This window comes from Bacteroidota bacterium, assembly GCA_013360915.1.
Lineage (GTDB): Bacteria > Bacteroidota > JABWAT01 > JABWAT01 > JABWAT01 > JABWAT01.
Genome location: JABWAT010000001.1, coordinates 231,819 through 256,765, shown reverse-complemented (window position 1 = coordinate 256,765; position 24,947 = coordinate 231,819). Strand labels below are relative to the sequence as shown.

Here is a 24,947-nt window from a genome sequence, read left to right as displayed (position 1 = left end):
TTACAGATACTTTTTCACAACATTCTGAAGTGATTCTTCAGAAAAAGGTTTGGTCATGTATTCCGAGGCACCTTGCTTCATTCCCCAGAACTTGTCAGAATCCTGGGTTTTTGAGGTGAGCATGATGACCGGAATTCCGCTGGTCGGTCCATTACTTTTAATCGCACGGCAGACTTCAAAACCATTCTTCTTAGGCATAATGACATCGAGAATGATCAGGTTTGGTTTCAGATTCAGTGCTTTGGCTTCACCATCCTCACCATCCACCGCTTCACTGACCGTGTGACCGGCGGCGACCAGGGCATTCACAATTATCTGCCGGTCCACCATGGAATCATCAATAACCAGTATGTGTGCCATAATTTAATCCGTCAGGACGCCAGTCCGAGATGTTCCTTGACTTTTGCCAGCAGTTCAGATGCCTCGAACGGTTTGGTCATGTAGGCATCCGCTCCCGCATATTTACCCAAGTTTTTATCAATCTCTGCATCTTTTCCGGATAGCATGAGAATGGGGATTTTCTTGAATTCTTCAGACATGTCACGAATAGACCGGCATACTTTATAGCCGGTTATATCGGGTAACATGACATCCAGTAATATCAGATCCGGATTGCTTTCCTGTGCGGCCCGGATGGCTGCATCGCCGGTTGTGGCGGTGATCAGATTAAATCCGGAATCGGCCAGGGCCAACTCGATCATTTTCTGAATGGTCAGACTATCATCAACGACAAGAATTTTCTTTCTCTTGTCTTCCACCTTGGTCACTTCGACCCACTTTTCTGTTACAAAAAAGTGAAGGGTCTTCATGACGTAAAATTCGTCCAGTTTTAATTTCGTGGCCAGAGCTTTAACATCCTTGATGCCGTCAATGGCCAGAAAGACTTTCCATTCCTTCAGTTTCAGCGAAATCTCTTCCTGCTCTTCCTCGCCACGTTTAGTCTTAACCGGAATCACACCATTGTTAGGAATGGATTCCCGTATAACCGACAATTCATCGACAACAACCGCTGCGCCAAGCAACATGCCGTGAATATCCACGCCGGTACTGAGAGCATTGAATTTGGGAACAGCATCTGCTTCGAAATTGACGCTGCCACCCTTCATCTGAATCAGATCGGTCACAATCAGTTCAATCTGTCTTCTGATGGCCTTTGCCAATACCGGTAACTCAATCTTTTTGAGTGCAACCAGAATCTGCTCGATCCGTTTGCCGCGGTACTGGGCTTTCTGTAGCTGAATGGCAACATCCAGATCCTGAACCGAAATGAACCCTTCCTGGAGCATGATAGAACCCAGCGCTTCACCCACACCGGTATCGACAGCAATCGCCATTCCATTTTTAAAATAGATGGTGATTGTATTGTTTCCGTTTGTGACCTGGAGTGCACCGGTTTTCTTTCCGTTCCGAACCAACTGAAGCATCTCAGTGATTCCCCAGCCCTTCAGGTTACCTGCAAAACTCATATATCAATTATCCCACGGGTTTAACGGATCACGTAAGTATCCATTTTTAAACAAGATACAAAAAGTACCGATAAAATCAATTTAAGATAGTAAATGGAAGGTAACGGGCGCAAGTAGGCAGGATTAATCAGGCAGATAAATCGTAAACCGGGTACCTTTTCCCAGCTCGGAGTCTACTTCAATCTTACCCATGTGGTCCTGAACAATCTTGTAGGTGATGGGAAGTCCGAGTCCGGTACCATGTGGTTTGGTGGTGTAAAACGGATCAAAGATGTGCTTCATGTCTTCGGGATGGATTCCGGTTCCGCTGTCACTGACCTCGATGATTACAAATCCCTTCACATGCCGGGGTGACACCCGGTGTTCCACCCGGACTTTGATCACGCCACCGGAGGGCATGGCATCGGCCGCGTTCATAATCAGATTTAACATGACCTGATGAATCTGACCGGCATCGAACCTGAAACGGGGAATCGGACTGATCTCGTTGACCGTCATCAGAATACCCCGTCGCTGAAACTCAATGGATTGCAGGTTTTCAACAGATGCAATGACCTCAAGAATATCCGACTTGAGCATGTTGGGTTTCTTGGTCCGGGCAAAGGCAAAGGAGTTTTCGAGCAGTTTGTTGATTCGTTCTACTTCCCGGGCAATCTGTTGCAATTGGTTTCGTCGCGGATCCTGTTCTGGATAATCCAGTGTAATGGCAGTGACAATGCTCTGAATGCCGGCCAGCGGATTTTTTACCTCATGGGCAATACCAGCGGCAATCTGCCCGAGTGTGAAGATTTTCTCGAGCCGGCGATTTTCTTCCCTGATCTTCTCCAGTTCGAACAGGTCCCTGAAAATACAGATCATTTCAACCACATCGTTGTGATTATTCTTCCTGGGGAACAGGGTGTACCCGATTTTCAGTTTTTTTCCATCGGCCCGGATTGCCTCACATTCATACTGCTTTTCAAATTCGGTTCCATCCAGAATCAGACCGAGATTGGCTTCAATCGGCATAATCTGGTTGATTTCCATGCCGACCAGGTTCACCACCGTCCACCCGAAAATATTCGCAGCAGACGGGTTGGCATAGGTGATCCGTCCCGACATGTCGAAGGTGATAAGACCAGCCCCGAGGGCCATCATAATGGATTCTGTAAAGCTCTCGGTATTCTTTACCTCATTTCTGAGGTCATCTATCTTCTTCTGAAGGTTGGTATTGAACAGTTTCAACTGATCGATATGCTGGCGCACGCCCTGCCATTCCCGCCGCTTCGCCACTGCACGCTGAACAGTGGTCTGAATGATGATGTCGGAGGAATCCCGGTAGATCACATCGAAAATTCCGGACCTGAAACAGGTAATCAGTTCTTCATCATTGTGCTCATCAAGGGCGACAAGGACGGGTGTTTCCACAAAAAGTCCCATAATCAGACTCAGGTATGCACTGATCTGATTCTTTAAAAGTCGACGTTCGACGATGATGAAGTCGGGTGGTACGGGGAAACGCGAAGTGGAAGAGGGAAGCTGTGATTCATGGATCTGATGAAAATCATCAGACGCCAGAATATCATGACAACGGTGTTGCCAGAATGGATCGGTTGAGAGCAGAAGCAGGTGATTCACCGGGAAACCTCAGCTTCCACGGATCAGGCATCGGTCCGGTAACTGACTGCGATTCCGGGCAATGCATTTTCCAGGGTAAACGCGGAAGTATCAGCATGCCGGTGGTAAAGGATTTTCAGGTTCTCGAACAGGTTTTTCGGTTGATGGCCTGTTACAGACCGAATGCCGGAGAGAATGGGTGTTGTGAATTTGCCATACCAGAATATCCGTGCAATCGACCGCGGTTTTATCTGCATGTCATTCAGGCATTTATGAACATAAAAGGGGATATCCTCTGCCGGATGTCCGATAAAGTGGTCGTATAACACCACTTCCTTTTCATCAAATCCAAGCAGGTTAAAACCACTTTCCTTATTGCCGATGACCAGATGAATAGAGTCTTCACCCGGAATGAACTGACGGTCATTCATCAGATTCATGATGGCAAGAGGTTCAAAATCCACGATGTGGAGCTTTTTACCGAGCCGGGAAGCCAGAATCTGAAGTTGGCTGACAACCACTGCAGGAATCCAGAAAACCAGAATGTGATTGTTTTTAAGGGGGAGCCATTCGAAAATAAACAGATTGTGCTTATCACCTGTAATCCGTTCAGTTTCTTCATTCACCAGTCGCTCAAGCTCATCCTGCGTCAGGTTTCGGTGATTGATGGGAATACGTGTATACAGATACAGAGCCGGGTCGAGTGTGACAGAAAGAATCGGGGAGGTATGATTGACCAGATACTTCTGAATTTCGGTGGTGATTGGTTTGGTAAACTGATCACCACCCGTCAGAAACCAGTCCCGGTTGATGTCAAAGTCCACTTCACCGGATGCCAGTGTAATAGCCACTTTATCCTGCATGAGGGAATTGGCCACAGACAGGTAAAAGCGGTTACCCGAAAAATTGAGACCCGTGTTGAGGACTTTTGAAGACACGCTTATTCCCAGGTGGCTTTATTGGCAGAGTCGTTAACCGACAGACTGCCGATGCGGCCTGATCCGCCCGGGCAATATAACAGGTATTTTTTGAATGCTGAGGTATCGCTGTTTATGTAAACAAATTGTTTTTGAGTCACAGGAGAAATCAGCAGGGAATCAAGGTTCAGCCGGGTGCCAGGTAAGACCTTAAAGATGGAGTCCTTTTTTGCAAGAATCTGAGGGTTGTTCTTCATGAAGTCAACCATTTCATTGAGGCTGTTGGGATAGTTACCTGTCTCAATAAGGTAATAGATAAGACCGCTGCGGAGGTATTCCATCCGGGTCTGTGATTGCTTAACCAGTTTCAGATAACTCTGTTTTTGCTGCCAGGGATAGACAATCACATAAATAAGTGCAATTCCGAGGATGACGATGAGGATTTTGAGGAAAATGTTACCTTTTCCATCACGGCTTTCAGACATGGGACCTGACTCCAGAATAAATAAATAAGTTCCTTGTATCCGAAAATAGAATGCCCGGTTTATAAATGCAACCGCATCAGGGCGAGAGGAGGGAGTCTGGAACCAGTTCCGGAAGGATCTTTGAAATCTTTTTAGGTCCAAGGCCGGGAATATTCTCCAGTTCGGCCGCCGATTGAAACCATCCCGCTTCGGTCCGGTACCGGATGATGGCCTCAGCGGTTTTCTCTCCCACCCCGGGGAGGGTCATCAGTTCCGCAAGTGTGGCCGTGTTCAGATTGACCTTTTTCAGGACGGGTTTTAGTGGCAGGACAGGCTTTTCCGAACCGGTCAGGGAATCGGCGGACAAGGTGATCACCCGGTAAATGGAATCCACTTTTTCAAATGCACGGGTGTCGTTGGTCATCTGTTCGTTTCTGTAAACGACATAGACAGACAAGGCAATGCTGGTCAGTAGTACAAATCCGGCCAGAAAGCGGAATTCAGTAAGTGACAATCCGATTTTCTCGGAAAGCCAGAAGGAGAATCCTGCCAGTCGATCCCTGATTTTCATCAGGAAAAGGCGCTTTTCATCCTGCTGAAAAAGCCTTTCCCCGGGTTTTTTGCCGAATCGGGGATAAATCCGTCAAGTGCTTCCATTTGCCGGATCAGGTCTTTTTCCTTCTGAGAAAGCGATTTGGGGATGAAAATATTGACACGGATGATCTGGTCTCCAACCCGTGAAGACCCGTATTCCGGAATCCCTTTTCCCCGGAGACGGAGTAGTTTTCCAGAAGGAGTACCCGGCTCAATCTTGACTTTCGCATGACCGGAAAGCGTCGGTATTTCGACTTCTGTTCCCAGAATTGCTTCCGGTATGCTGACTTCCACATCGCAAAGGATATCGTTCCCCTCGCGGGTGAACACGGCATGGGGTTCTTCTTCAATCAGGACAACGAGATCTCCGCTGGGGCCACCCCGTTTACCGGCGTTACCCTGATTCCGAAGGGTGAGGTAATTTCCGTTTGAAACCCCTGCCGGAATGTTGACTTTGATGGTGGTTTCACCCTGGACCCGACCATCTCCCTTACAGACTTTGCAGGGATTTTTGATCACTTTACCCGATCCATTGCAGTTGTTACAGGCCGAAATGTTCACAAATTGACCGAAAACACTCCGTTGAACCTGGCGAACTTCACCCGATCCCTGACAGACTGGGCAGGTTTGCTGATCGGAAGGGTTGGAAGCTCCGGATCCGTTGCAGGAGTCACAGGATACGTTCCGTTTCAGCTTCAGTTTTTTCTCGACACCGGTCGAAATTTCCTCGAGGGTCAGAGCCAGTCTGAGTTTCAGGTCACTGCCCGGCTCGCCGGTGTAACGTTGGCGGCCACGGCCACCGCGGCCACCAAAAAATTCATCGAAACCGGACCCGCCGAAAATATCTCCGAAGGCCGAAAAAATGTCATTGATATCACTGAAGCCATGCGGGCCGGCCCCGCCACTGCCCGGTGCAAAGGCCTGATGGCCGAACCGGTCATATTTGGCCCGTTTATCCTGATCAGATAAAACCTCATAGGCTTCGGCGGCTTCCTTAAACTTTTCTTCTGCCTCCTTATTGCCCGGATTCCGGTCCGGGTGGAATTGCATGGCCAGTTTCCGGTAAGCCTTTTTTATTTCATCGGCCGTGGCCGATTTGCCTACGCCTAAGATGTCGTAATAATCCCTTTTGGTCACCAGATACCTCTATTTTGCCACCAATACTTTGGCATGGCGGATTACTTTTCCATTGTAAGTATAGCCTTTTTGAACTTCTTCGGTGACCGTATCGGGTTCTGCACCCTCCTTTTCAATATGAAGAAGGGCATCGTGTTCATCAACATTGAACTTTTTCCCGACGGTTTCCAGCGGCTTGACACCCCGCTGATCGAGCGCTTTAACCAGATTGGAATAAATCAGGCGTACCCCATCGCGAAAAACAACCGGATCGGCTTGTGGTACATTCAGGCTCCGCTCCAGATCGTCCAGAAAGGGGAGAAGGTCTTTGATAAGGGCTTCACCACCAAATTTTATCAGATCCTGCTTTTCTGTTTCGCTTCGGCGACGGTAGTTGTCGAATTCTGCAACCGACCGCAAAAGCTGATCACGGGTGGATTTAAGCTGGTCATTGAGTACGGAAACTTCTTTTTCCAGCTCGGAAATTCTCAGACTCTGATCGGCAGCGGGGGGCTGCTTTGCTGAATCCTCATTTCCCGGGTGGTCGTTTATGGTTTCCTGATCCTGAGAAGCCTGGTTTTTATCCTTTTTTGCCATAATTGTCCTGTTTGGGGTGAAAGACTACTGACAGAAAGGCGGTCAGTGGCCGTGAATATCTCAAAAATGAGAATCCGCAACCATTATGCCAAAAGGGAAGATGTGCTGCTTTATTTCTTTGCCGAAAAATCGGCAAAGGACATGGTCTTGTAGGAAGAGGTGTGGAAATAATCGAGGATCGGCTTCATGGTTTTTGCATCGATGTAGCCGGGAACCATGGTCAGGTACTCACCTTCCGGATTCAGAAACACGGTAGATGGGAATCCGGTTACACCGAATCCGGCAGTCAGTTCAGGATAGCTGACTGTATACTGCTTGTAGGTGGCCATGGCCGATTCGTCCTCGGCATTCACCTTGATGATGACAAAATGCTTGTTCAGTGTGCCGGTGACCGATTGATTGGTGTAAGTTTCCTTATCCATTTTTTTACACCAACCGCACCAGTCCGTGTAAAAATCAACCAGAACATGCTTTCTTTCTGCCTTTGCAATGGCCAGTCCTTCATTAAAAGAATACCATTTGAGTGTATCAGACGTGCCTGCGGATGATAACAAAAAAGCAAGAAGAAGTGATAATGATGTCATGGTTAAATGCGATTATTTTCTGGTAAGATGTCTGAAAGTCCTGAAAGTGTCAGTTGTCTGGTAATCCAGCCAGACAGATCAGAAACGGCTTCTTCCGGCCTGAACGACTGACAGGCACGCCGGGTTCCCATGATGAAAGTATCGGGCGTTTTTCGCAACTGATCAGCCGCCAGGTTCAGATCGGCCCCGGTTTCGGCTATCAATCCGCATTGATATTGGTTCAGGATCGTTTCAACGACTGGCAACCGGCTTGATATGACAGGAAGTCCGGCAAATAAATATTCAAAAAACTTATTTGGCAGAGACAACCGGTAGCTGGTGGCTGAAGGATCAATCAGCATCAGTCCTGCATTTCCAAGACTGGTGTATTCCAGCAGGCGTTCCTGCGGGAGGGGACCAGTGAAGCGGATTTTGTTTTGTGGAGTCTGCTGAATCAGAGAAGCGGGTGCCGGACCGATTAACAGGAGCCACTCATCGGTGGGTCGTGTCTGAATCCAGGCGATCAGCGTTTCAATGCCACGTCCAGGCAAAATTGCACCCTGATAAACCCACACCCAGGCCTGATCGGGAAGACCAGCCATCTGCCTGCCGGATAAACCGCTGATTGTTGTGTGCAATGGGAGATTCAGAAGAATATGAGTGTCACGGCTATAAATGCGACAAAAATGATCGGCCAGAGCATGATTGACCGTCGTGATTCCAATGGATTTCCTGAATGCCAGTTTTTCCATCAATCCCCAGAACCATCTTTTAAATGGGGACCGCCTGAAAGCATGAACGCCGGCATTGATCTCGCGGCAGTCAAAAAAGAAGGGAAGACCAGAAAGAAGGGCAACCGGAACGGAGAAGATATCCATGACGACCAGAACGGCCGGAGGCTGATCTTTTACCTGTCTGAGGGTCTGTACGGACCAATGAATCCAATTTGAGAGGAACCGGCCGTGTGAGTGTACCGACCAGGAAATGCCATTACGGATGGCAACCTGAATCTGGCCAAATGCCCTGATGTATTTGGTGGTACGTGAATCGTAGGCCGGGTCGCCACAAAACAAAACTAAAACGTGGGAATCAGAACTGATAGCCAACGGTTATCCCATGTGTTGAGGTAAAACCTGACTCCTGATAGTTGAAAGCATAATCCACCCTGAATGACTTGTGATAGACACTCAGGCCCGAACTGAATGGGTTGGTGGTGTGGGTGGGACGTACTCCCATGCGGAACCGGACCTGACTGTATAGTGTCGATTCAATTCCGACGGTGGGTGTGATCAGTCTGGTGATGAAACCGTAATTCAGTTCACTGACGATTTGCAGCCGGATCTGCTCAGACAGATCCCAGTCATAAAATTGCCAGGCAGTGCGAAGTCTCACCGGTGCCTGTCCTTTGACTGAAGGGCCACTGCTGACCACGCCAATGTTCTGAAGTGAAACCAGCATGAGACCCACATCTCTGGCTGCCTGATGAGACCACGTCCAGTCAGTCAGCCAGGCATCATAGCGATCAAAGAACAAATTCTGAAAGGAATATTTCAGCGTAAACGCCAGATCATGGCCATTCAGCCTGATCTGGGAGCCGGCTGCCACGGTCAGCCAGTATACCTGGAAGGTGGATGCAGCCGGACCTGGTTTCTCACGGTACTCGATATCTCCGGCGGTGACATACTGCCAACCTAACTGAACCGGATGCTCCCAGAGAAGCAGCCGGCTGGTCAGCGTGGTCTGGGTAATCCCATCAAACAGACCGGTATGACTGAACTGAACATCCTCATTTTTTTTGGCGTTGGCAGACATCCATCCATGTAAAAAAACGGTCTCTGAACCTGTTAACAGTCCTGAATTGGATTCACCACTTCCCGAGTAGGCAGCAGAAGAGGCCAGAAGGACATGCTGGAAACCTTCCTGGTCAGCCTGAGCTGACACCAGTTGGGAAAAGCAGACGACCAGTAAAAAAAGGGTGAGAAATCGATAAATCATCAGAAACGGTATCCTGCACTGAGAACAAAAAGCGTTTGAGGGGCCTGCTGATCGGCCACCACTGCGAAATCGAGGTAAGGACCGATCCATGGATAGTCAATCCGGAATCCGGCCGACCACCTGAGACTTTCACCTGAGGCAATCCGGTCCAGACCGGTCATAAAAGTCAGATGTCTGACTGGAGTCCAGAGGGTGCCCAATCTGAACAGGGAACCGGTAACTTCCTGATCCTTTCGGGTTGCCACAGAGGTAACAGGGAATGGATCATTGGAAACGGAAAATTCCCTGACATCGTTTTTCCAACTCCATCGTTCCCATTCACCGTTTATCACCAGACCTTCCTGTATGACATAACTCAGGCCTAGGCGGTATCTGAGAGGAAAGTAGTCTATGGTGGTGTTTCCATCTTCATCATACAGGTCTTTTGTATCCCACGTGTACTGGGCATTCATATCCTGAATCACAAAGGCTGCAGTTAGGTTCCTGACGGGTGTTTTCCAGACAGCCCCGGCATCAATACCGAATCCGCTGGCAGTGGCCACATCCTCGAAAAGCCACGACATCCGGTATTTCACGCCGATCCCGATGGTAACCGGCAGTCGCTTAAGACCCAGACTGAAATTAACCAGACCAATTGCTTCCCAGGGTGATACCGATCCGGTTTTTTCACCATTGTTGTTTCGTATATCAATGGCACCGTGGCTGAAGTACATCAAGCCGTAACTGATGGCTCCGGCTGGTCCGACCGGATGAGTCAGATAAAGCGCATGCATCTGCCGATCCAAACCTGGAGAGAAAGAAGAAACCTCGGTAAACCGGTCTCTGCGAAGCGCAGGCAGTGCCGGACTCTGGAATCCGGCTGTTTCAAAAGAGGTATCCGCAATAACTGCATTACCCACGGCCACCGATCGGGCAGAATTCCCCAATCTTGACCAGGAGCCGGGAGCGCCTGCCAAACCGGACTGACCAGATGCGGTGACCGGAATGAGAAAAATCAGGAAAAGAATCACTCGAGAATTAATAGTTTACCCCACAATTCATCATTATCGGTGGAAACCCTGAAAAGATACACTCCGTTGGCCACACGCCGGTTGCCGGAATCCCTGCCATCCCATAAAATTTCCCTGACCGGTCCTGAAAATGCCGAGCGGAGAGTGGTTACCCGCTGATGGTCTGTGGAAAAAATATCGACCACTGCACCGGTTGCTTCGGGAAAATGGATGCGGCAGAAACGGTCATCATCGGGACTGAAAGGGTTCGGGTAGGCAAACGCAGCCGATTTTTCTTCGGAAGCATTCCGGCGGCTGATGGACCAAGTCGGTGTTCCCAGCAAATCCTCACTTTCAGGAAGTAACAACCCCTGTGTGGTTCCGATCATCCACTGATGATGAACAGGTTCAAAGGCCACACTCAGGAATTCAGCATAGGGAATGATTTCCTTTTTGTCAGGATCGGAAAATTGAGTCCGGCGTTGCCATTGCATACCATCCACTGACAGGAAAACACCATTTTCTCCGGAAGCTACCACCAGGCTGTCTGAAAAGGCCAGATCATAAATTTTTTCGCCCATCAGGGTGCGGGTCCAGGTAAAGCCGCCATCGGTGGTAAAGGCAAGTCCGTTGTCTTCGGTCTGGCTGAGGGCCCGCCAGCATATAGCCCAAACCCGTTCAGTGCCACCAGTTACCTGTGACCGTATTCCGGTTACCCAGTTGCCCGGAATGGTGGATGGATCGGGTCCATGAACAAAGTGGAGGAATCCCTCCGGCTGGTACCGGCGGTTAATGCCTCCTGCAGATCCGGTCCACAAGGTACCGGACCGGGTTTTGTGAACGGAAAAACCAAGAAAATTGTAATCGCCACCCCGGCCACCGCGCGGTACCGGACTGTAAAAAAACGGGTAGCTGGAATCCGGACTCAGCCAGGAACGGTTATCGGGTGGAACCAGAACCCGTTTCCACGTCAGACCGCCATCTGAGGATTGTCTGATGCCGCCTGCCCAGGTTGCAACCCAGATGGTATCACCTGATAAGGCCGCATCATAGGTGACAAATTGCTGGGGAACCACGACCGGTAGTGCGTCAATGGTATCCTGTCCGAAAAAAATCGTATCTGCATCGGGCGCATCCAAAGGAAGCGCTACCCGCTTCCACGTGGTTCCACGATCGGAAGAAAAGCCGTAGGCAAGTCCGGTTGTGACTTTATTATCTGAAATGGTTCTGATTTCGGCAGTTGCAAAAAAACGGCTGTTGCCTGAGGCAGCCACCGAGTAGACACCTTTCTGATCCAGGTCATCGAAACCAGTCCGGACCGGGAAAAAGGACTTGTTCAGGAAAAAATTCAGACCGCGACCCGAACCGAAATAAATGCCGGTATCTGCAGCAGCCATGTTGGAAACAGCATTGACCGGCGGTGTGGGTTTTCCTTCGATTCCGGTCAGAAAATCCTGTGCTTGGATCAAAACCGGAAAAACCAGGAGAAAAACAATAAAGCCTGCTCGGTTCATGGAATCACCTGATAGGTACGGGTTACAGGTGTACCGGCCGTTCCGGCCAGGTTCACAACAATAAATTTCCATTCGTAAACGCCGGTCTGAGCAGTCAAAGGAACCTGCGAGGTAAGGGAATAAAATCCCGGTCCGATTCTGGGCAGGATGAAAGGCGATTGACTGGTACCATCGGGTCGGGTACCATATACGGTGATTTTATCAATATGATCGGGTCCGCGCGGGTCTGAGGCCCAGACAGACATGGTAAAAGTGGATCCGCGGATGGTTTGAAAAGCTGGCTGAAAGCGTATTGAATCAATGGATGGCGGCCCGGTAACCGGGGTGAGGGTGCGGACGGCAGGGGACAACCTGATCAGTTCCTTACCATCTGTATCGCCAAGGCTCATGGAAAGGACTGGCTTGATGACAGTTGCCCGGTCAACCGGAATGGTGAAATACTCTGTATAGTCAGGGGAATTGGGCCAGACCTTAAAATCACGGGAAAATGAGCTGTGAAAGCCTGAGGGATCGGCAAGGTGCAGGGTGGCTCTCACTATTCTTTCTTCGGATGTGCGGATCATCATCCTGATCCTGAAGGACAGGGACGGACGCGTGAGAGTATCAGGGTAAAAGGATTCTGGTGATGGCTGAATGCTGATCAGTGAAAAGGATCCTGTCGGGACTGATGCAGGTGAAATCTCAGCATCAGGAGAGGGTGCACAGGAGCTCAGTATTAGAAAAAGAGAAAAGAGGGGGATGCTGAATTTGATCATCAGGCAAAAATCCGAAGGGAAACGGTCATAAAAAAGATAAAAATAGGCCCCCCTTACCGCAGATCAAATGGAACAGGAGTGAAGCACAGTATAAAAATGACAGCACTGAGGTATGCAATCACTTTTCTCTTTGTATCAAGCGGGACTGCTTCGGTCAGCGGAGGGTGCCCGGGTCTGATCACAAACAGCATTACCAGGCCCCATACCAGCCAGCCTGGCCAGAAAAGTGCCGGGTTTGCAATATCCTGAAATTTTGAAACAAGGCCGATTGTCCCTGCAATAAGGCAAAAAGACACGGTGATCCAGGAAATCACTTTGTGCCAGACCGGCCCAAGCAGGGAATACACGATGTGACCACCATCCAGCTGACCGAAAGGCAGCAGGTTAAGGGCGGTGATAAACAATCCAAGATAAGCAGCCAGCAGAAGAGGATAGTGGTACATTTCGCTCATGGGAATCTGGTAAGGCAACATGTACTTCAGAACCAGGTAAAAGATGATGTTTTCGCCGAAAACAAGCACATCACCACTTCCTCTGGCACTTTCCGGACCAGGAATCTCTGAAAGAAACCGGTAATTGGGATGTATGGTATGGAGGTAATCAATGGGGGGAATGGTAGCCGCCGCAATAATCAGAATTAAAAGGGCAACGCCAAAGCCTGCGATGGGCCCATAGGCGCCGATATCCATCAATTGAATCCGGTTTCTGATGGGTGATTTGATGCGGATTACCGCCCCCATGGTTCCGAAACTCATTTCAAAGGGGATCGGTGGGAAAGGAATAAAGTATGGAAGTGAAACTGAAATCCGGTGATACAAAGCCGCGAAATAGTGACCAAATTCATGACAACCCAGAATCACCATTACTGCAACGGCGTAGGGGAATCCCATGAAAATGAGCCACAGATTAAAACTTTCATTGGGCCGCCACAGATTCAGCCAGATGACACCCGAAAGCGCTGTGGTCAGAAAGGTAGCCAGAATCAGCAGCAAATGAATCCAGATCGATTGGGTGTACCGAACTGGTTTTGTGGGAAAGGCAGCCGATGAGAAAAGGTCGGCAGGCTGATTGGAAGGCGGGTTTGGGGACTCACCCATTGGTTTCAAATTTCTCCAGCAACTGAATGCATTGAATAAAGTCATCAGGCAGGTCAGAATCAAACCGGATCCATTCGCCCGATGCCGGATGCATAAATCCGAGAGTTTTAGCATGAAGTGCCTGCCGGGGCATCACGGAAAGTAATTTTTTAAAAAGATCCTTTTCCTGAACGAGTTGCAGGTGAGGGTGGTTTACCGTTCCTCCGTAGGTGCTGTCACCAATTATCGGAACACCTATGGATGACAAATGAACACGGATCTGATGAGTCCGTCCGGTTTCCAGATTAAGTTTCATCAAAGAAAACGGTCCGAAGGAACGCATGACCTGAAAGTGAGTGACCGCGTGCTTTCCATCGGTCGGGTGAGTGGTGAATCGTTTCCGGTTTCTGGGGTCGCGGATGATGGACTTTACAATGGTTCCCGACGGTTCTTTCAACGTTCCAACCACCAAAGCCCAATATTCGCGTTCGATCTGATGACGGGCAAAATCCCGGGCAAGTCTGGCATGAGCCACTTCATTTTTGGCAATGACCAGCAGACCACTGGTATCCTTGTCAATCCGGTGAACAATACCCGGACGAACCGGGTCTTCATGCCAGGAACTCAGGTTCTGAACATGATGTAGAAGCGCGTTGACCAGAGTCCCAGTCCAGTTGGAAAAGGCAGGATGAACCACCATTCCTGCCGGCTTGTTAATGACAAGCAACTGCTCGTCTTCATAAACCAGATTGATGGGGATGTCCTCGGGCTCAGCCTCGGGTGCAGGAGGTCTTGGAAGGGTGACGGTTACCACATCGCCCGGGGCAACCTGATAGCTGGATTTTGACCGTTTCTGATTTACCAGAACCGCTCCTTCATCAATTCCTGTCTGAACCTTGTTCCGGGTGGCATTCTCAATGGTCCTCGTCAGGAATACATCCAACCGCTCGGGCTTTTTTCCAGCCGGAACGGTTATAATAAACTGCTCATTGCCTTCCGGTGAAACCGTTCTGAGAAATCCGGTGGTCATGGTGTCAGATCCAGTTTCATACAGGCAGCGGATGAGGGACAAACCGACTTGAATTCCGAAGTTTGTCTGATTGCTTCCGGGGCCTTCATTCGGTCCGTTTTTTCGAACCCATACCTGAGAAAGAAACGCTCGGCAGTGGTGGTCAGCAACCACAGAGACTGGTATCCGGATTGACGGGCCTGAGCAACCATTTCATCGGTCAGCACTTTGCCAATTCCACGGTTTTGCCAGTCAGGGTGGACCGCCACTGAACGCAGCAGGGCATCAGATCCGGCAGGTTCCAGGCCGGCAACCCCGATGATCTGGTTGTTTTCAGTAATTGTAAAAAACCGGATATGATCTCCAAGATCGTCAGATGGTAAATGAGTTAACCTGATCAGGTGGATGATGCCGGGAGTCAGGGGTGAGACGATGGGTTTCATCAGAATGCATCCAGTCTGTATGTGTTTAATTCCTTGTCGAGTTTTCTGGCACCGGGACAGACCGATTCAAGCAACTGCCAGAAAGGAGTCTGGTGGTTTTTCTGGCGAGTGTGGCATAGTTCGTGAAGGATCAGGTAATCGGTTAGGTGGTCGGGTAACCGCATGACCTGAATGGATAAGTTGAGATCATTTCTGGCGGTGCAGCTGCCCCATCTGGTTGTGGTGTGCCGAAAAGTAACTTTTCCATATTGAAACTGGTGGAGTCCGGCGAGCTGAGCAATTCGTCCGGGCAACCAGTGCCGGGCTTCTTTCCGCCAGATGACCAGAAGCGCCTCGCGGACAGCCTGACGAATCACCGGTTCATCTGGATTCATATAAAAAGGAACGGTCAGAACAGCCTGATGCTGTCTGAATGATAAACGTGGAGCATCGGTAAACTCTGCTTCCATGTTGAGTGTATGAAAACGGGTTTGAATCGGATTTCCCGGAGTCAGGGATGTGTTGACTTTCTCAATCCGGCTGACCTTCACCAGTTGTTTCCTGATCCAGGACCGGTGAGAGTCGATAAATTGTGCAATCAGGGCATCGGAAACCAGACGGGGGGCGGTGATCCAAAGACCGGTTGGATTGACCCGCAGGGACAGACGCCTGAAGCCGGTTCCCCTGCTGAGGGTAAACGTGCCGAATTCCGGGTCTGAAATGGTGCTGTTGGTGGCCGCTGTTCGGTTTGGCATTGGGTCTGGTTTACGTGTAACTTCGTTGCTCACGAAAATACAATACAGGTAGACGCATATTCATGTTCCGGGCTGTTCTTGCCGAAATCAGGCATCTCTGGTCACAGATTCCCGATCCGGGCGCAATCAGAGGTTTCCTGCTGGTTTTAACCCTTGTCCCGCTTGGGATTGCAGGTATCCGGATCTGGTGGCACGATGGTCAGATTGATCTGCTCGATCAGATACTGACATTGGTGGCTGCAGTGGTTCTGATTTCACGGCTTTTCCTTCCGGCAATCCAGGTGGAATACAAGGCCTGGATGTCACTGGCGATGGTTCTGGGCTTCATGATGTCTACGCTGATTCTCAGTCTCATTTTTTATCTGGTCATCACTCCGGTCGGATTTCTGATGCGACTGACCGGGCATGATCCGCTGGTAAAGTCATTCAGAAAAGGGGAATCGAGTTACTGGAAGGCCTATCCAACCAGAAAACCTGATTCCTGGAAACGTCAATTTTAATTCTGTTTCTTATGGCAAAAACTTCAATACTTGGCGAATTGTTTCAATTTCTCATGGAACGGAAAAAGTTCTGGTTGCTGCCAATCATTGTGATTCTGGTTGGAATCGGTCTGATTCTGGTCCTGGTTAAGGGCTCGGCACTGGCACCCTTTATCTACAGTCTTTTCTGATCTGAAATGACGGCGATTCTTGGAATATCCTGCTTTTACCATGACTCCGCAGCAGCCATTCTGGTGGATGGTGAGGTGGTGGCTGCTGCACAGGAAGAACGGTTCACACGGGTAAAACACGATGACCGTTTTCCGCATGAAGCCATTGCTTTCTGTCTGAAAAAGGCAGGTCTGAAGGTATCCGACCTGACCCATGTTGCCTTCTATGACAAACCAATTCAGAAGTTTGACCGGCTGCTTGAAACATACGTCTCTTACGCTCCGCTGGGTTTGCGTTCGTTCTTACGAGCCATGCCCGTCTGGCTGAAGGACAAACTGTGGACTCAGGATACCATTCAGAAAGAACTGGATGGATTTGAAGGGGAGTACATTTTCCCCGAGCATCATGAATCACACGCCGCATCGGCCTTTTTTCCGTCGCCTTTTCCCTCAGCAGCTATTCTGACCATGGATGGTGTTGGTGAATGGACCACCACTTCCTGGGGAACGGGCTCTGGAAACCGCCTTACGCTCACTCACGATATACAGTTCCCGCACAGCCTTGGTTTATTGTATTCGGCCTTCACCTATTATACCGGATTCAAGGTCAACAGTGGTGAGTATAAAGTCATGGGGTTGGCACCTTATGGCAATCCGGTATATGTCGGGAAAATCTACGATCACCTCATTGATGTCCGGCCGGATGGATCCTTCCGTTTAAACATGGACTACTTTGAGTATCCATATGGCCTGAAAATGACCAACCGGGCTTTTGACGATCTTTTCGGCGGCCCCGCCCGTAAACCCGAATCCCGACTGACCCAACGTGAAATGGATCTGGCCCGCTCTGTACAGGTGGTAACTGAAGAGGTGGTGCTTAAAATCGCCACCCACATCCGGCAGGAAACAGGGGAGAAGAACCTTTGTCTGGCCGGGGGTGTGGCTCTTAACTGTGTGGCAAACGGACTTCTTCATAAAAAGGGGGTGTTCGAACGCATCTGGGTTCAGCCCGCCAGTGGTGATGCAGGAGGCGCCTTGGGAGCCGTTCTCTACGGGTGGTACCATGCCCTTGAAAAGGAACGACATCCGCACACGACCGACAGCCAGAAGGGCAGTTATCTCGGCCCGGATTATTCGAATCAGGAAATCAGAGACTTTATTCTGACGACTGGCGTCAAATACCATGAACAGCATGGCGGCTTACCGGAATTGGTGGCCCGGCTTATTGATGAGGGCATGGTGATCGGTTTGTTTCACGGCCGGATGGAATACGGTCCGAGGGCCCTGGGAAACCGGAGCATCATTGGCGATGCAAGATCGGCTACCATGCAATCGACCATGAACCTGAAAATTAAATTCCGGGAAAGTTTCCGTCCGTTTGCACCCGCTGTCAAAGCAGAAAAAGTGAGTGATTGGTTCGATTTTTCGGGCGAGAGTCCCTACATGCTGATGGTTGCAGATGTGTTGGAAAAACACCGTGTCCCATCAAAAACAGAAGGTTTATTCGGAATCGACCTTCTGAATCAGCCTCGGTCGGTCCTGCCGGCAATCACCCATGTGGATCACTCGGCACGACTGCAGACCGTTCACAGGGAAACCAATCCGTTTTTCTGGTCCGTTCTGGATGAGTTTGAAAAACGCACAGGGGTTCCTGTCATTATCAATACGTCATTTAATGTGAGGGGAGAACCCATTGTCAACCTGCCATCCGAGGCCTTTGACTGTTTCATGAACACCGACATGGATGTTCTGGTTCTCGGTAATTTCGTTCTGTATAAGAAGGAAATGCCTGCCTCATCCGGCAGGGAAGGCTATCTGAACCGCTTCGGACTAGATTAAGTCCGAAGCCGGCATTCCCGTTTGGTCCTATTCTACCCCAGATTCTCGTAGATAAAACCAAGAACCTGTTCGGTCTCTTCCCACCCGATACATCCATCCGTCAGAGAGACACCATATTTAAGCTGGGACAAATCAGCCGGAATTTTCTGATTCCCGGCGTGGATATTGCTCTCGACCATCAACCCGAAAATGGATTTGTTTCCAAACCGTTTCTGGGCCATCAGATCCCGGATCACCAGACCCTGTTTCTGATAATTTTTCCCGGAGTTTTCATGAGAACAATCCACCATAATTTTCAGGGGGAAGTTGCTTTTACTCAGCTTGTTTTCACATTCTTCAATGTCTTCCATGTGGTAGTTGGGCCGTCCGGCGCCGCCACGGAGCACAATATGAGAATACTTGTTTCCGCTCGTATTTACAATGGAACAGAATCCATTGTCATCAACCGACAGAAAACTGTGACCGGCAGCTGATGATTGGATGGCGTTAACGGCAATATCGAGGTTCCCGTCGGTTCCGTTTTTAAATCCGACCGGTGCAGACAACCCGCTTGCCATCTGCCGGTGGGTCTGAGATTCGGTGGTCCGGGCACCGATGGCCACCCAGGAGACAAGTTCTGCGATATAGGCGGCAATAATAGGGTCGAGAAGTTCGGTGGCAGTGGGCATTCCCATTTCGGCGATGTCGATGAGAAGTTTCCGGGCCAGGTGCAGCCCGGCTTCCATGTCATTTGAACCGTTCAGGTGCGGATCATTGATCAATCCTTTCCAGCCCACCGAGGTTCTGGGTTTTTCAAAATACACCCGCATAATAATCATCATCCGGTCTTCGAAACGGGATTTGAGTTTCATTAACCTGGAGGCATAATCCAATGCAATGGCAGGATCATGAATGGAACAGGGACCAATAATCACCACAAACCGGTCATCTTTGCTGTCCAGAATATCAAACACATCCTGACGGCCTTTGAAAATCGTTTCACTGGCTTTATCGGTCAGAGGAATCTTGTTCCGTAAATCATTAATGGTAATGAGTTTGCGGTAATTTTTTACGTGGGTATTGTTAATCTGCATGACAGACATGTCTGACTCCAACCAGTGCCTCACTTTCAATCGAAACAGGTGATTTTTCCCCCGGACCCGCAGTGGCCCAGCCCCTCAAACGATGGGGGATGCCGAAAATTATTCGGATTTAGTGTAAATATAACCCCGTTGGCCGTTTTTTGAAAGCTTGGAAGGGGTTTTGCTCCGTCTATCAGGTGGATAAAGAAATCCGATTTACCAGCAGGATGAATACAAACCGTTAAAACGAACCCGGGTCTACCGAAGAATCATCAGCCGGAAGGACTGACTGTGGAATGAATCGGTCACATGAAGAATATAGACACCCGATGCAAGTCCGGTGGCAGAAACACCGATTGAATGGCTGCCTGCTTCACCGCGGAAAGTCTGTTTCCAAATTTCCTGGCCAGTTACCGAGTACAGAGACAGTGTCAGCATGGACGGTCGGAATAAGGTGACCGGCAACTGAAGGGATGGATTTCCAGGGTTCGGGTACGGAGGGTTGGCATGAAAGGAGTCGGGTTTTTCGGATTGATCTGTCACGGTGGTGCTGATTTCCTGGTGAATCCGTCCATCCAGACCGATCGCCTGCAGCGTGAGAACCGGAGGCGCCGGAACAGATTGAATGGAGTACCGTGCCTGATAAGAAGTCCGTCCGCTTGCCTGCAGGGAAGGATCCTCTGAGAAATGAAGAATCGCCTGATTTCCCATCTGCAAAACATAGCCCGCCAGTTCTGATTCATGAACCACCTCCCAGAAGGCGAGAAGCTGATTCCCTGAAAGAAAAGCCCGGAAACCCGTGATTTCAACGGGCAGCCCCGGGTTTTGTGCCAAAGCAGTGTAATAGCTGTTCAGTTTTCCAAAGCCCCAGGAATAATTGGGTGTGGAACCGGTTTGTGAATCGGTCCTTGAGCCAGTCTGAATCAGGCCTTTAATCTGTTCGGGAGTCAATTCCGGATCGGCCTGAAACAACAAAGCGGCCAATCCTGCCATGTGGGGAGCCGATGCAGAAGTCCCTCCCAGCGAACCTGCTCCAGAGTTCACGTTCGATGGTGCGGTGACTTCCGGCTTCATCCTGCCATCGCGTGTGGGTCCGGTGCTTGAAGAGGATTGCCGTAAACCTGTGCCTTTTTCATAGGCTGCAACCGCAATGGCTTCACGTGCCGTGGCAGGCATGGTCAGGGTGCGCTCACTGTTCACATGGGTCTGAACCGAGCCCGGAATGGATGACAGGTAAACCCACCCATCCCAGTTTCCCCCGGTTTGTGAATGCCGGGTGGACATGATAATGGTCCAGGTGCCTGTCTTGACCTTCCGGTTATTGAAATTGATCAGTTCCCAGTCAATTCCGACCAGATTACTGACCGGGTCCAGCGTATTCTGAACATAGAGAAACCCATCGGGTGTGGACAAGGTGTCATAGACTGACCGCCTGATAAATGGGCCGTATCGGGTTCCAGAGGGACTTTTTATCCGGATATCAATGCTATCTCCCGGAGGAAACCAATTGTTCACTGCAAATGCCTTGCCGTTGGTCTGGTCATTTGAGGTGATACTGACCGTCACAGAATCACTGAATCCAGCAGGAGGCACTGCACCGGATAAATGAATGGATTGACCACCATTATTGCCGGCCGCAATGGCAAAAATGACACCGGGACCCGATAGCGAATCAATGGCCAGTTCATGAAGTTTGGTTCCATCATGCGGACCAAACTGACTGCCAAGGCTGTAAGAGATGGCCACAGGACGGTTCATGGCCTTCGCCTTCTTCTGAATGTAATTGAACGCATCCACCGTGTTGCTGAGCGTGGAGCCTGATTTTCTGATCACCAGAATAATGCCGGCAGATGGTGCCATGCCCTTGATTCCGGACTGTGATCCATCCGAGGCGGCAATCGAAAGGCATACCGACCCATGACTGCTCCCGGGTAGACCAGTGACCAATCCTTCATCGATGTCGGCTGAAGACCATTCCGTGCCATACGAATAGGCTGGCTGGGTGGGATACCGGGCCGGAGTATTGGTTGCCTGATTCCAGATCCAGGCAATCCGAGTCGCACCTGATATGGTCTGATAGTCGCCTGAGGCGATTGAAAATCCGTCATCCACCACCCCAATGAGGGCGTTTTCTCCCGTCAGTCCGGAAGCATGGACTGAATCGGTCCAGGTTCCGATCCAGGTGGACCCGCTCATGAGGGTCGATCGGCTTGTATTCATCAGCGGTGAATCGGCCGGCCCATCTTCGATCCATTGAACAAAGGGAACGGACATAAGATCAGGAAGACGATCCACGGGACCTGAAACCGTTATGAGGCTGCCCAGTTGAGTCTGGATGCGGAAACCAGCCCCGGAAATGGCTGAAAGGGCCGATTCTGATTGATCCTTGAGGAGAAGGGTGAAATGGTGATCCTGCTTTTCTTCTCGGATCCTGGCTTCCGTTTTAACCGGGTGACCGATGGTTCGCTGCAATCCGGCTCCCATTTTGCTTTGAGCAAACAGGTTTTCCTGCGACAAACCAGTCCAACAAGGGATCAGGACAAAAACAACCAGCACCCACCAATGAAACGGCTGAAAACAGAGGAGGTTTTTCTGATTTTTCACACGATTAGATACATCCATCCCACTCTCCTTCAGCAGCGGAAACAACCCCACCTGCCGATGGGGCGTTTTTGCAGTCTTTTTTTCAACCTTTGCCGGGTTGGTTACATCATTAACCATCTGGACAGCGCCAGCACCGGGCTGCCGGTTGGTTTGCCGAATTGCCAATCACCGCCTTCTGCGCCATTTCCGCCAATATCAACATGGATAAAGGGAAGCGGGACTGCCGATTCGGGTCCGTGTTTATCAACCCCTGAAGTGATATCAAGAAAGGCGGCCGGGAACTGATGCCCACGTGGTGTGGCCGAGGAGGGAGCTGAATTACAGGAGACGATATCTTCTGCTTCCGATTTGGCGGCTACAAACTCATAATCCTCACGACGAAGTCTGGAACGCTCAAACGGATCTCCGACCTGTTCACTGATATCCTGCAGCTGAATGCCAAACCGGCTTTTAAGAGAAACACCGTTTTCAATGAGAAGCGGGTAAGATCCGTATGCACGGTAACTGTGACCAGTCAGGGTGGCAATGGTCATCAGAACCGGGTTGATGGCAGAGACAGCCTCTTCAGCAGCCCGGGCCAGCAGGTCAGCAAGTACCAGTCGTCCTTCGGCATCGGTGTTTCCGATTCGCACCCTCACCCCTGCCCGGGAGGTAATGATTTCATCGGTAACGAAGGAATCGGGACCGATTGAATTTCTGACAGCACCCAGATAACCGATGACTTTCAGATTCTCAGGTTTCTGCTCAGCTAACACTTTGAAGAATCCGGCCACTGCACCAGCCCCTCCTTTGTCGCGGCTCATGCCTGCCATGTGGCCATCCACTTTCAGGTCGGCTCCGCCTGTGTCATAGGTTAACCCTTTGCCAATCAGGTATACAGTCTGATGAACCGTACCTGGGGGTGTGTATTCCAGACGGATAATTCTGGGATGATGTCTCTCGACAGCCAACGAGGCCCGTGAAACTGCACCGACGAGCGGATATTCACGATCGATGGCGGTCGGATCCGATTCAATGGAAAGCCTGACGGAAGTTCCTTTAAATACGTTCTGACAGAGAACGGCCATTTCTTCCGGAGACATCCGTTCTGGTTCGGGGCCTGTGATGTCACGGGCGACAAATCGTCCTTTTTCGATTCCAATCACCGGTTGCAGACGTTTTTGAATGGCCTGGTCGGCTGACAGAATAAAGAGTTGTCTGAATGGTCGCTCAGGTTTAAATTCTCTGGCTTCCAGCGGTTGCCACAAGGCAGAAAGAAAACCATGCAGAACCGATTCAGCAGCATAGATAAAGGAATGATTGGTTAAGACAAGAAGCAGGGATGGTTGCCGGATTCCTGCCATTTTTGCGCGGTTTGCCACCTGATTGCCGGCATCGGCATATCGTCTCACATCATCCGTAAAGTGATTCAGCGGTCCGGCCTGGATCCATACCAGACGATTTCCGGGGAGACCGGGAGCAGGAATCAGAACAGCCTGGCCGGGTTTGCCGGATTGCTGATCAATGGCGAGCCAGGACCGGATGGGTTCTGCAATCTCACCGGGCAACCCATTCGGGTTTTCAAGTGGCTGATCGGTAACCACCAGCAATCCATCCGAATCAGAAGGAAAGGATGATGGTTGATTGAATTGGATAGAAGGGAACCAGCTTTCGGCAGAAATCTGATCGTAAGTGGTTTTGGGACGTTTATAAATGGCCATGGTCGTTCCGGTTTTGAGGTTTTTTGTATCTTCTGGAATCCCGCAGACGTTTTTTGGGTTCTTGGGTGAAAGTAAGGAAAATTATGAATCTTCTCATCTTTATCTGGACACTCCTGATGACTGCACAACCCGGATCCATCTACGATTTTACGGTCACTTCCATTGAAGGAAAATCCGTTGACCTTTCCGAATACAAAGGCAAGGTAGTGTTGTTTGTCAACGTGGCATCAAAATGCGGATATACTTCGCAATACCGGGATCTGCAGGCCTTGTATGAAAAGTATGACAGCAGTGGGTTGGTCATCATTGGGATTCCTGCCAATAATTTTGGTGGTCAGGAACCCGGCACTGACAAGCAGATCATGGAATTTTGCTCAACCACCTATCAGGTCACTTTCCCGATGCTTTCAAAAATGAGTGCGAAAGGGAAGGATCAGAGTGCGCTTTTTCAATTCCTGACTTCCCGGGAGAATCCGGATTTTACCGGCGAGATCAAATGGAACTTTGAAAAATTCCTGGTCAACCGTGAGGGTGAACTTGTTCACCGGTTCAGAAGCGGGGAAAAGCCTCTTGGCGGCGACCTGGAAAAGGCCATTAAAAGTCTGCTGTAAACGGTTATTCGAAACTGGCCCTGAATGACTGAAACTCAGCTTTCAGGGCATCCAGTTCTGCACGCAGGTCGGTCACCTGTTTTTCCAGCTCCACTACCCGGTCCGCCGCCACCACAGACCCGGGTTCTGCCATAGAACTGGCCGCCTCTGCCCCCATCAGCAGATGCATCCACCGGGCTTCCTTCTGACCCACCAGTTTCGGAAGCTGAACCACCATGGGATGTTCCCCTTCAGAAAGGTCCCTGAGTCCGGTCAGTACACGGTCCAGTTGCCCGATTTCTTTCATACTGCCCGACCGGCTGTTCAATTCACCGGGTGTCTGCGGTCCCCTTAGAACCAGCAGCATGAGGATAACAAGGTCTTCCGGAGGTAGCGCCCACCGTTCATTACACAAATGCCGGTAACGGAACACGCGGCTTCCTGTGGACAGAACCGGTGCTGCCAGACGTTTATCATTCAGACTGACCAGAATTGAATTGACATCCGTTTCGGTGAGGTTGACGGTGGGTTCACGGTTCGATTTCTGATTGCAGGCGTTGACCAGTGCATGAACCGTCATCGGGTAGTACTCGGGTGTGGCAAAGGATTTTTCAACCAATGACCCCAACACCCTGCATTCCTGAAATGTTAAAACCGGAAACTCTGTGGCTGGCAT

At 50.0% G+C, this 24,947-nt stretch carries 26 protein-coding genes; 4 read left to right on the top strand and 22 right to left on the bottom strand.

Going from position 1 to position 24,947, the window contains the following annotated elements:
- From HUU10_01155 to HUU10_01070, 18 genes are all read right to left on the bottom strand, one after another.
- On the bottom strand, nt 1–360 hold the full coding sequence (locus tag HUU10_01155) for a response regulator (protein NUQ80193.1): 360 nt from the start codon (nt 358–360) through the stop codon (nt 1–3).
- An 11-nt stretch (nt 361–371) separates the two neighbouring features.
- Nucleotides 372–1,466 carry a response regulator gene (locus HUU10_01150; protein NUQ80192.1) on the bottom strand — a complete coding sequence of 365 codons (1,095 nt, stop codon included), beginning with the start codon at nt 1,464–1,466 and terminating at the stop codon, nt 372–374.
- A 123-nt stretch (nt 1,467–1,589) separates the two neighbouring features.
- A complete protein-coding gene (locus HUU10_01145; protein NUQ80191.1) occupies nt 1,590–3,083 on the bottom strand; it encodes a PAS domain S-box protein in 1,494 nt (497 codons plus the stop codon).
- A gap of 23 nt (nt 3,084–3,106) precedes the next feature.
- Complete coding sequence (locus tag HUU10_01140; protein NUQ80190.1) at nt 3,107–4,000, bottom strand: hypothetical protein; 894 nt, start codon at nt 3,998–4,000, stop codon at nt 3,107–3,109.
- Between the two features lie 2 nt (nt 4,001–4,002).
- Nucleotides 4,003–4,464 carry a hypothetical protein gene (locus HUU10_01135; protein NUQ80189.1) on the bottom strand — a complete coding sequence of 154 codons (462 nt, stop codon included), beginning with the start codon at nt 4,462–4,464 and terminating at the stop codon, nt 4,003–4,005.
- Between the two features lie 76 nt (nt 4,465–4,540).
- Complete coding sequence (locus HUU10_01130) at nt 4,541–5,014, bottom strand: helix-hairpin-helix domain-containing protein (protein NUQ80188.1); 474 nt, start codon at nt 5,012–5,014, stop codon at nt 4,541–4,543.
- Entirely contained in the window at nt 5,014–6,174 is a 1,161-nt protein-coding gene (dnaJ, locus tag HUU10_01125) for a molecular chaperone DnaJ (GenBank protein NUQ80187.1), read from the bottom strand. Before dnaJ ends, HUU10_01130 begins: the two co-directional genes overlap by 1 nt.
- 9 nt (nt 6,175–6,183) lie before the next feature.
- The gene (locus HUU10_01120; protein ID NUQ80186.1) at nt 6,184–6,750 is read right to left on the bottom strand and encodes a nucleotide exchange factor GrpE; all 567 of its coding nucleotides are present in this window, start codon (nt 6,748–6,750) and stop codon (nt 6,184–6,186) included.
- A gap of 110 nt (nt 6,751–6,860) precedes the next feature.
- The gene (locus HUU10_01115; protein ID NUQ80185.1) at nt 6,861–7,334 is read right to left on the bottom strand and encodes a thioredoxin family protein; all 474 of its coding nucleotides are present in this window, start codon (nt 7,332–7,334) and stop codon (nt 6,861–6,863) included.
- Nucleotides 7,335–7,336: 2 nt separating this feature from the next.
- The gene (locus tag HUU10_01110; GenBank protein ID NUQ80184.1) at nt 7,337–8,419 is read right to left on the bottom strand and encodes a hypothetical protein; all 1,083 of its coding nucleotides are present in this window, start codon (nt 8,417–8,419) and stop codon (nt 7,337–7,339) included.
- On the bottom strand, nt 8,403–9,308 hold the full coding sequence (locus HUU10_01105) for a hypothetical protein (GenBank protein NUQ80183.1): 906 nt from the start codon (nt 9,306–9,308) through the stop codon (nt 8,403–8,405). The genes HUU10_01110 and HUU10_01105 overlap by 17 nt, the downstream gene beginning before the upstream one ends.
- Complete coding sequence (locus tag HUU10_01100; GenBank protein NUQ80182.1) at nt 9,308–10,318, bottom strand: hypothetical protein; 1,011 nt, start codon at nt 10,316–10,318, stop codon at nt 9,308–9,310. Before HUU10_01100 ends, HUU10_01105 begins: the two co-directional genes overlap by 1 nt.
- A complete protein-coding gene (locus tag HUU10_01095) occupies nt 10,315–11,811 on the bottom strand; it encodes a hypothetical protein (protein NUQ80181.1) in 1,497 nt (498 codons plus the stop codon). Before HUU10_01095 ends, HUU10_01100 begins: the two co-directional genes overlap by 4 nt.
- The gene (locus HUU10_01090; GenBank protein NUQ80180.1) at nt 11,808–12,566 is read right to left on the bottom strand and encodes a hypothetical protein; all 759 of its coding nucleotides are present in this window, start codon (nt 12,564–12,566) and stop codon (nt 11,808–11,810) included. Before HUU10_01090 ends, HUU10_01095 begins: the two co-directional genes overlap by 4 nt.
- Nucleotides 12,567–12,619: 53 nt before the next feature.
- Nucleotides 12,620–13,663 carry a site-2 protease family protein gene (locus HUU10_01085; GenBank protein ID NUQ80179.1) on the bottom strand — a complete coding sequence of 348 codons (1,044 nt, stop codon included), beginning with the start codon at nt 13,661–13,663 and terminating at the stop codon, nt 12,620–12,622.
- The gene (locus HUU10_01080) at nt 13,656–14,672 is read right to left on the bottom strand and encodes an RluA family pseudouridine synthase (protein ID NUQ80178.1); all 1,017 of its coding nucleotides are present in this window, start codon (nt 14,670–14,672) and stop codon (nt 13,656–13,658) included. Before HUU10_01080 ends, HUU10_01085 begins: the two co-directional genes overlap by 8 nt.
- The gene (locus tag HUU10_01075; protein NUQ80177.1) at nt 14,669–15,094 is read right to left on the bottom strand and encodes a GNAT family N-acetyltransferase; all 426 of its coding nucleotides are present in this window, start codon (nt 15,092–15,094) and stop codon (nt 14,669–14,671) included. The genes HUU10_01080 and HUU10_01075 overlap by 4 nt, the downstream gene beginning before the upstream one ends.
- On the bottom strand, nt 15,094–15,828 hold the full coding sequence (locus tag HUU10_01070) for a M48 family metallopeptidase (protein NUQ80176.1): 735 nt from the start codon (nt 15,826–15,828) through the stop codon (nt 15,094–15,096). The genes HUU10_01075 and HUU10_01070 overlap by 1 nt, the downstream gene beginning before the upstream one ends.
- A 62-nt stretch (nt 15,829–15,890) precedes the next feature.
- Here HUU10_01070 and HUU10_01065 point away from each other — a divergent pair, with 62 nt between their 5' ends.
- The 3 genes from HUU10_01065 to HUU10_01055 are packed head-to-tail and all read left to right on the top strand — an operon-like array spanning nt 15,891 to nt 18,316.
- Nucleotides 15,891–16,328, top strand: a complete 438-nt coding sequence (locus HUU10_01065) for a hypothetical protein (protein NUQ80175.1) — start codon at nt 15,891–15,893, stop codon at nt 16,326–16,328.
- Nucleotides 16,329–16,339: 11 nt separating this feature from the next.
- Nucleotides 16,340–16,498 carry a hypothetical protein gene (locus HUU10_01060; protein NUQ80174.1) on the top strand — a complete coding sequence of 53 codons (159 nt, stop codon included), beginning with the start codon at nt 16,340–16,342 and terminating at the stop codon, nt 16,496–16,498.
- A gap of 6 nt (nt 16,499–16,504) precedes the next feature.
- Nucleotides 16,505–18,316: a carbamoyltransferase gene (locus tag HUU10_01055; GenBank protein ID NUQ80173.1), complete on the top strand. Its 1,812-nt coding sequence runs from the start codon at nt 16,505–16,507 to the stop codon at nt 18,314–18,316.
- Between the two features lie 32 nt (nt 18,317–18,348).
- Here the strand turns inward: HUU10_01055 and HUU10_01050 are convergent, their stop codons facing one another.
- From HUU10_01050 to HUU10_01040, 3 genes are all read right to left on the bottom strand, one after another.
- Nucleotides 18,349–19,398, bottom strand: coding sequence for a 3-deoxy-7-phosphoheptulonate synthase (locus tag HUU10_01050; GenBank protein ID NUQ80172.1), 1,050 nt, complete (start codon nt 19,396–19,398; stop codon nt 18,349–18,351).
- Nucleotides 19,399–19,635: 237 nt separating this feature from the next.
- On the bottom strand, nt 19,636–22,146 hold the full coding sequence (locus HUU10_01045; protein NUQ80171.1) for a S8 family serine peptidase: 2,511 nt from the start codon (nt 22,144–22,146) through the stop codon (nt 19,636–19,638).
- Entirely contained in the window at nt 22,083–23,681 is a 1,599-nt protein-coding gene (locus HUU10_01040; protein ID NUQ80170.1) for a leucyl aminopeptidase family protein, read from the bottom strand. Before HUU10_01040 ends, HUU10_01045 begins: the two co-directional genes overlap by 64 nt.
- Nucleotides 23,682–23,764: 83 nt before the next feature.
- On the opposite strand from HUU10_01040, the gene HUU10_01035 reads away from it, so the two are divergent.
- A complete protein-coding gene (locus tag HUU10_01035) occupies nt 23,765–24,292 on the top strand; it encodes a glutathione peroxidase (GenBank protein ID NUQ80169.1) in 528 nt (175 codons plus the stop codon).
- A 4-nt stretch (nt 24,293–24,296) separates the two neighbouring features.
- Here HUU10_01035 and HUU10_01030 read toward each other — a convergent pair whose 3' ends face one another.
- A complete protein-coding gene (locus HUU10_01030) occupies nt 24,297–24,947 on the bottom strand; it encodes a DUF480 domain-containing protein (GenBank protein NUQ80168.1) in 651 nt (216 codons plus the stop codon).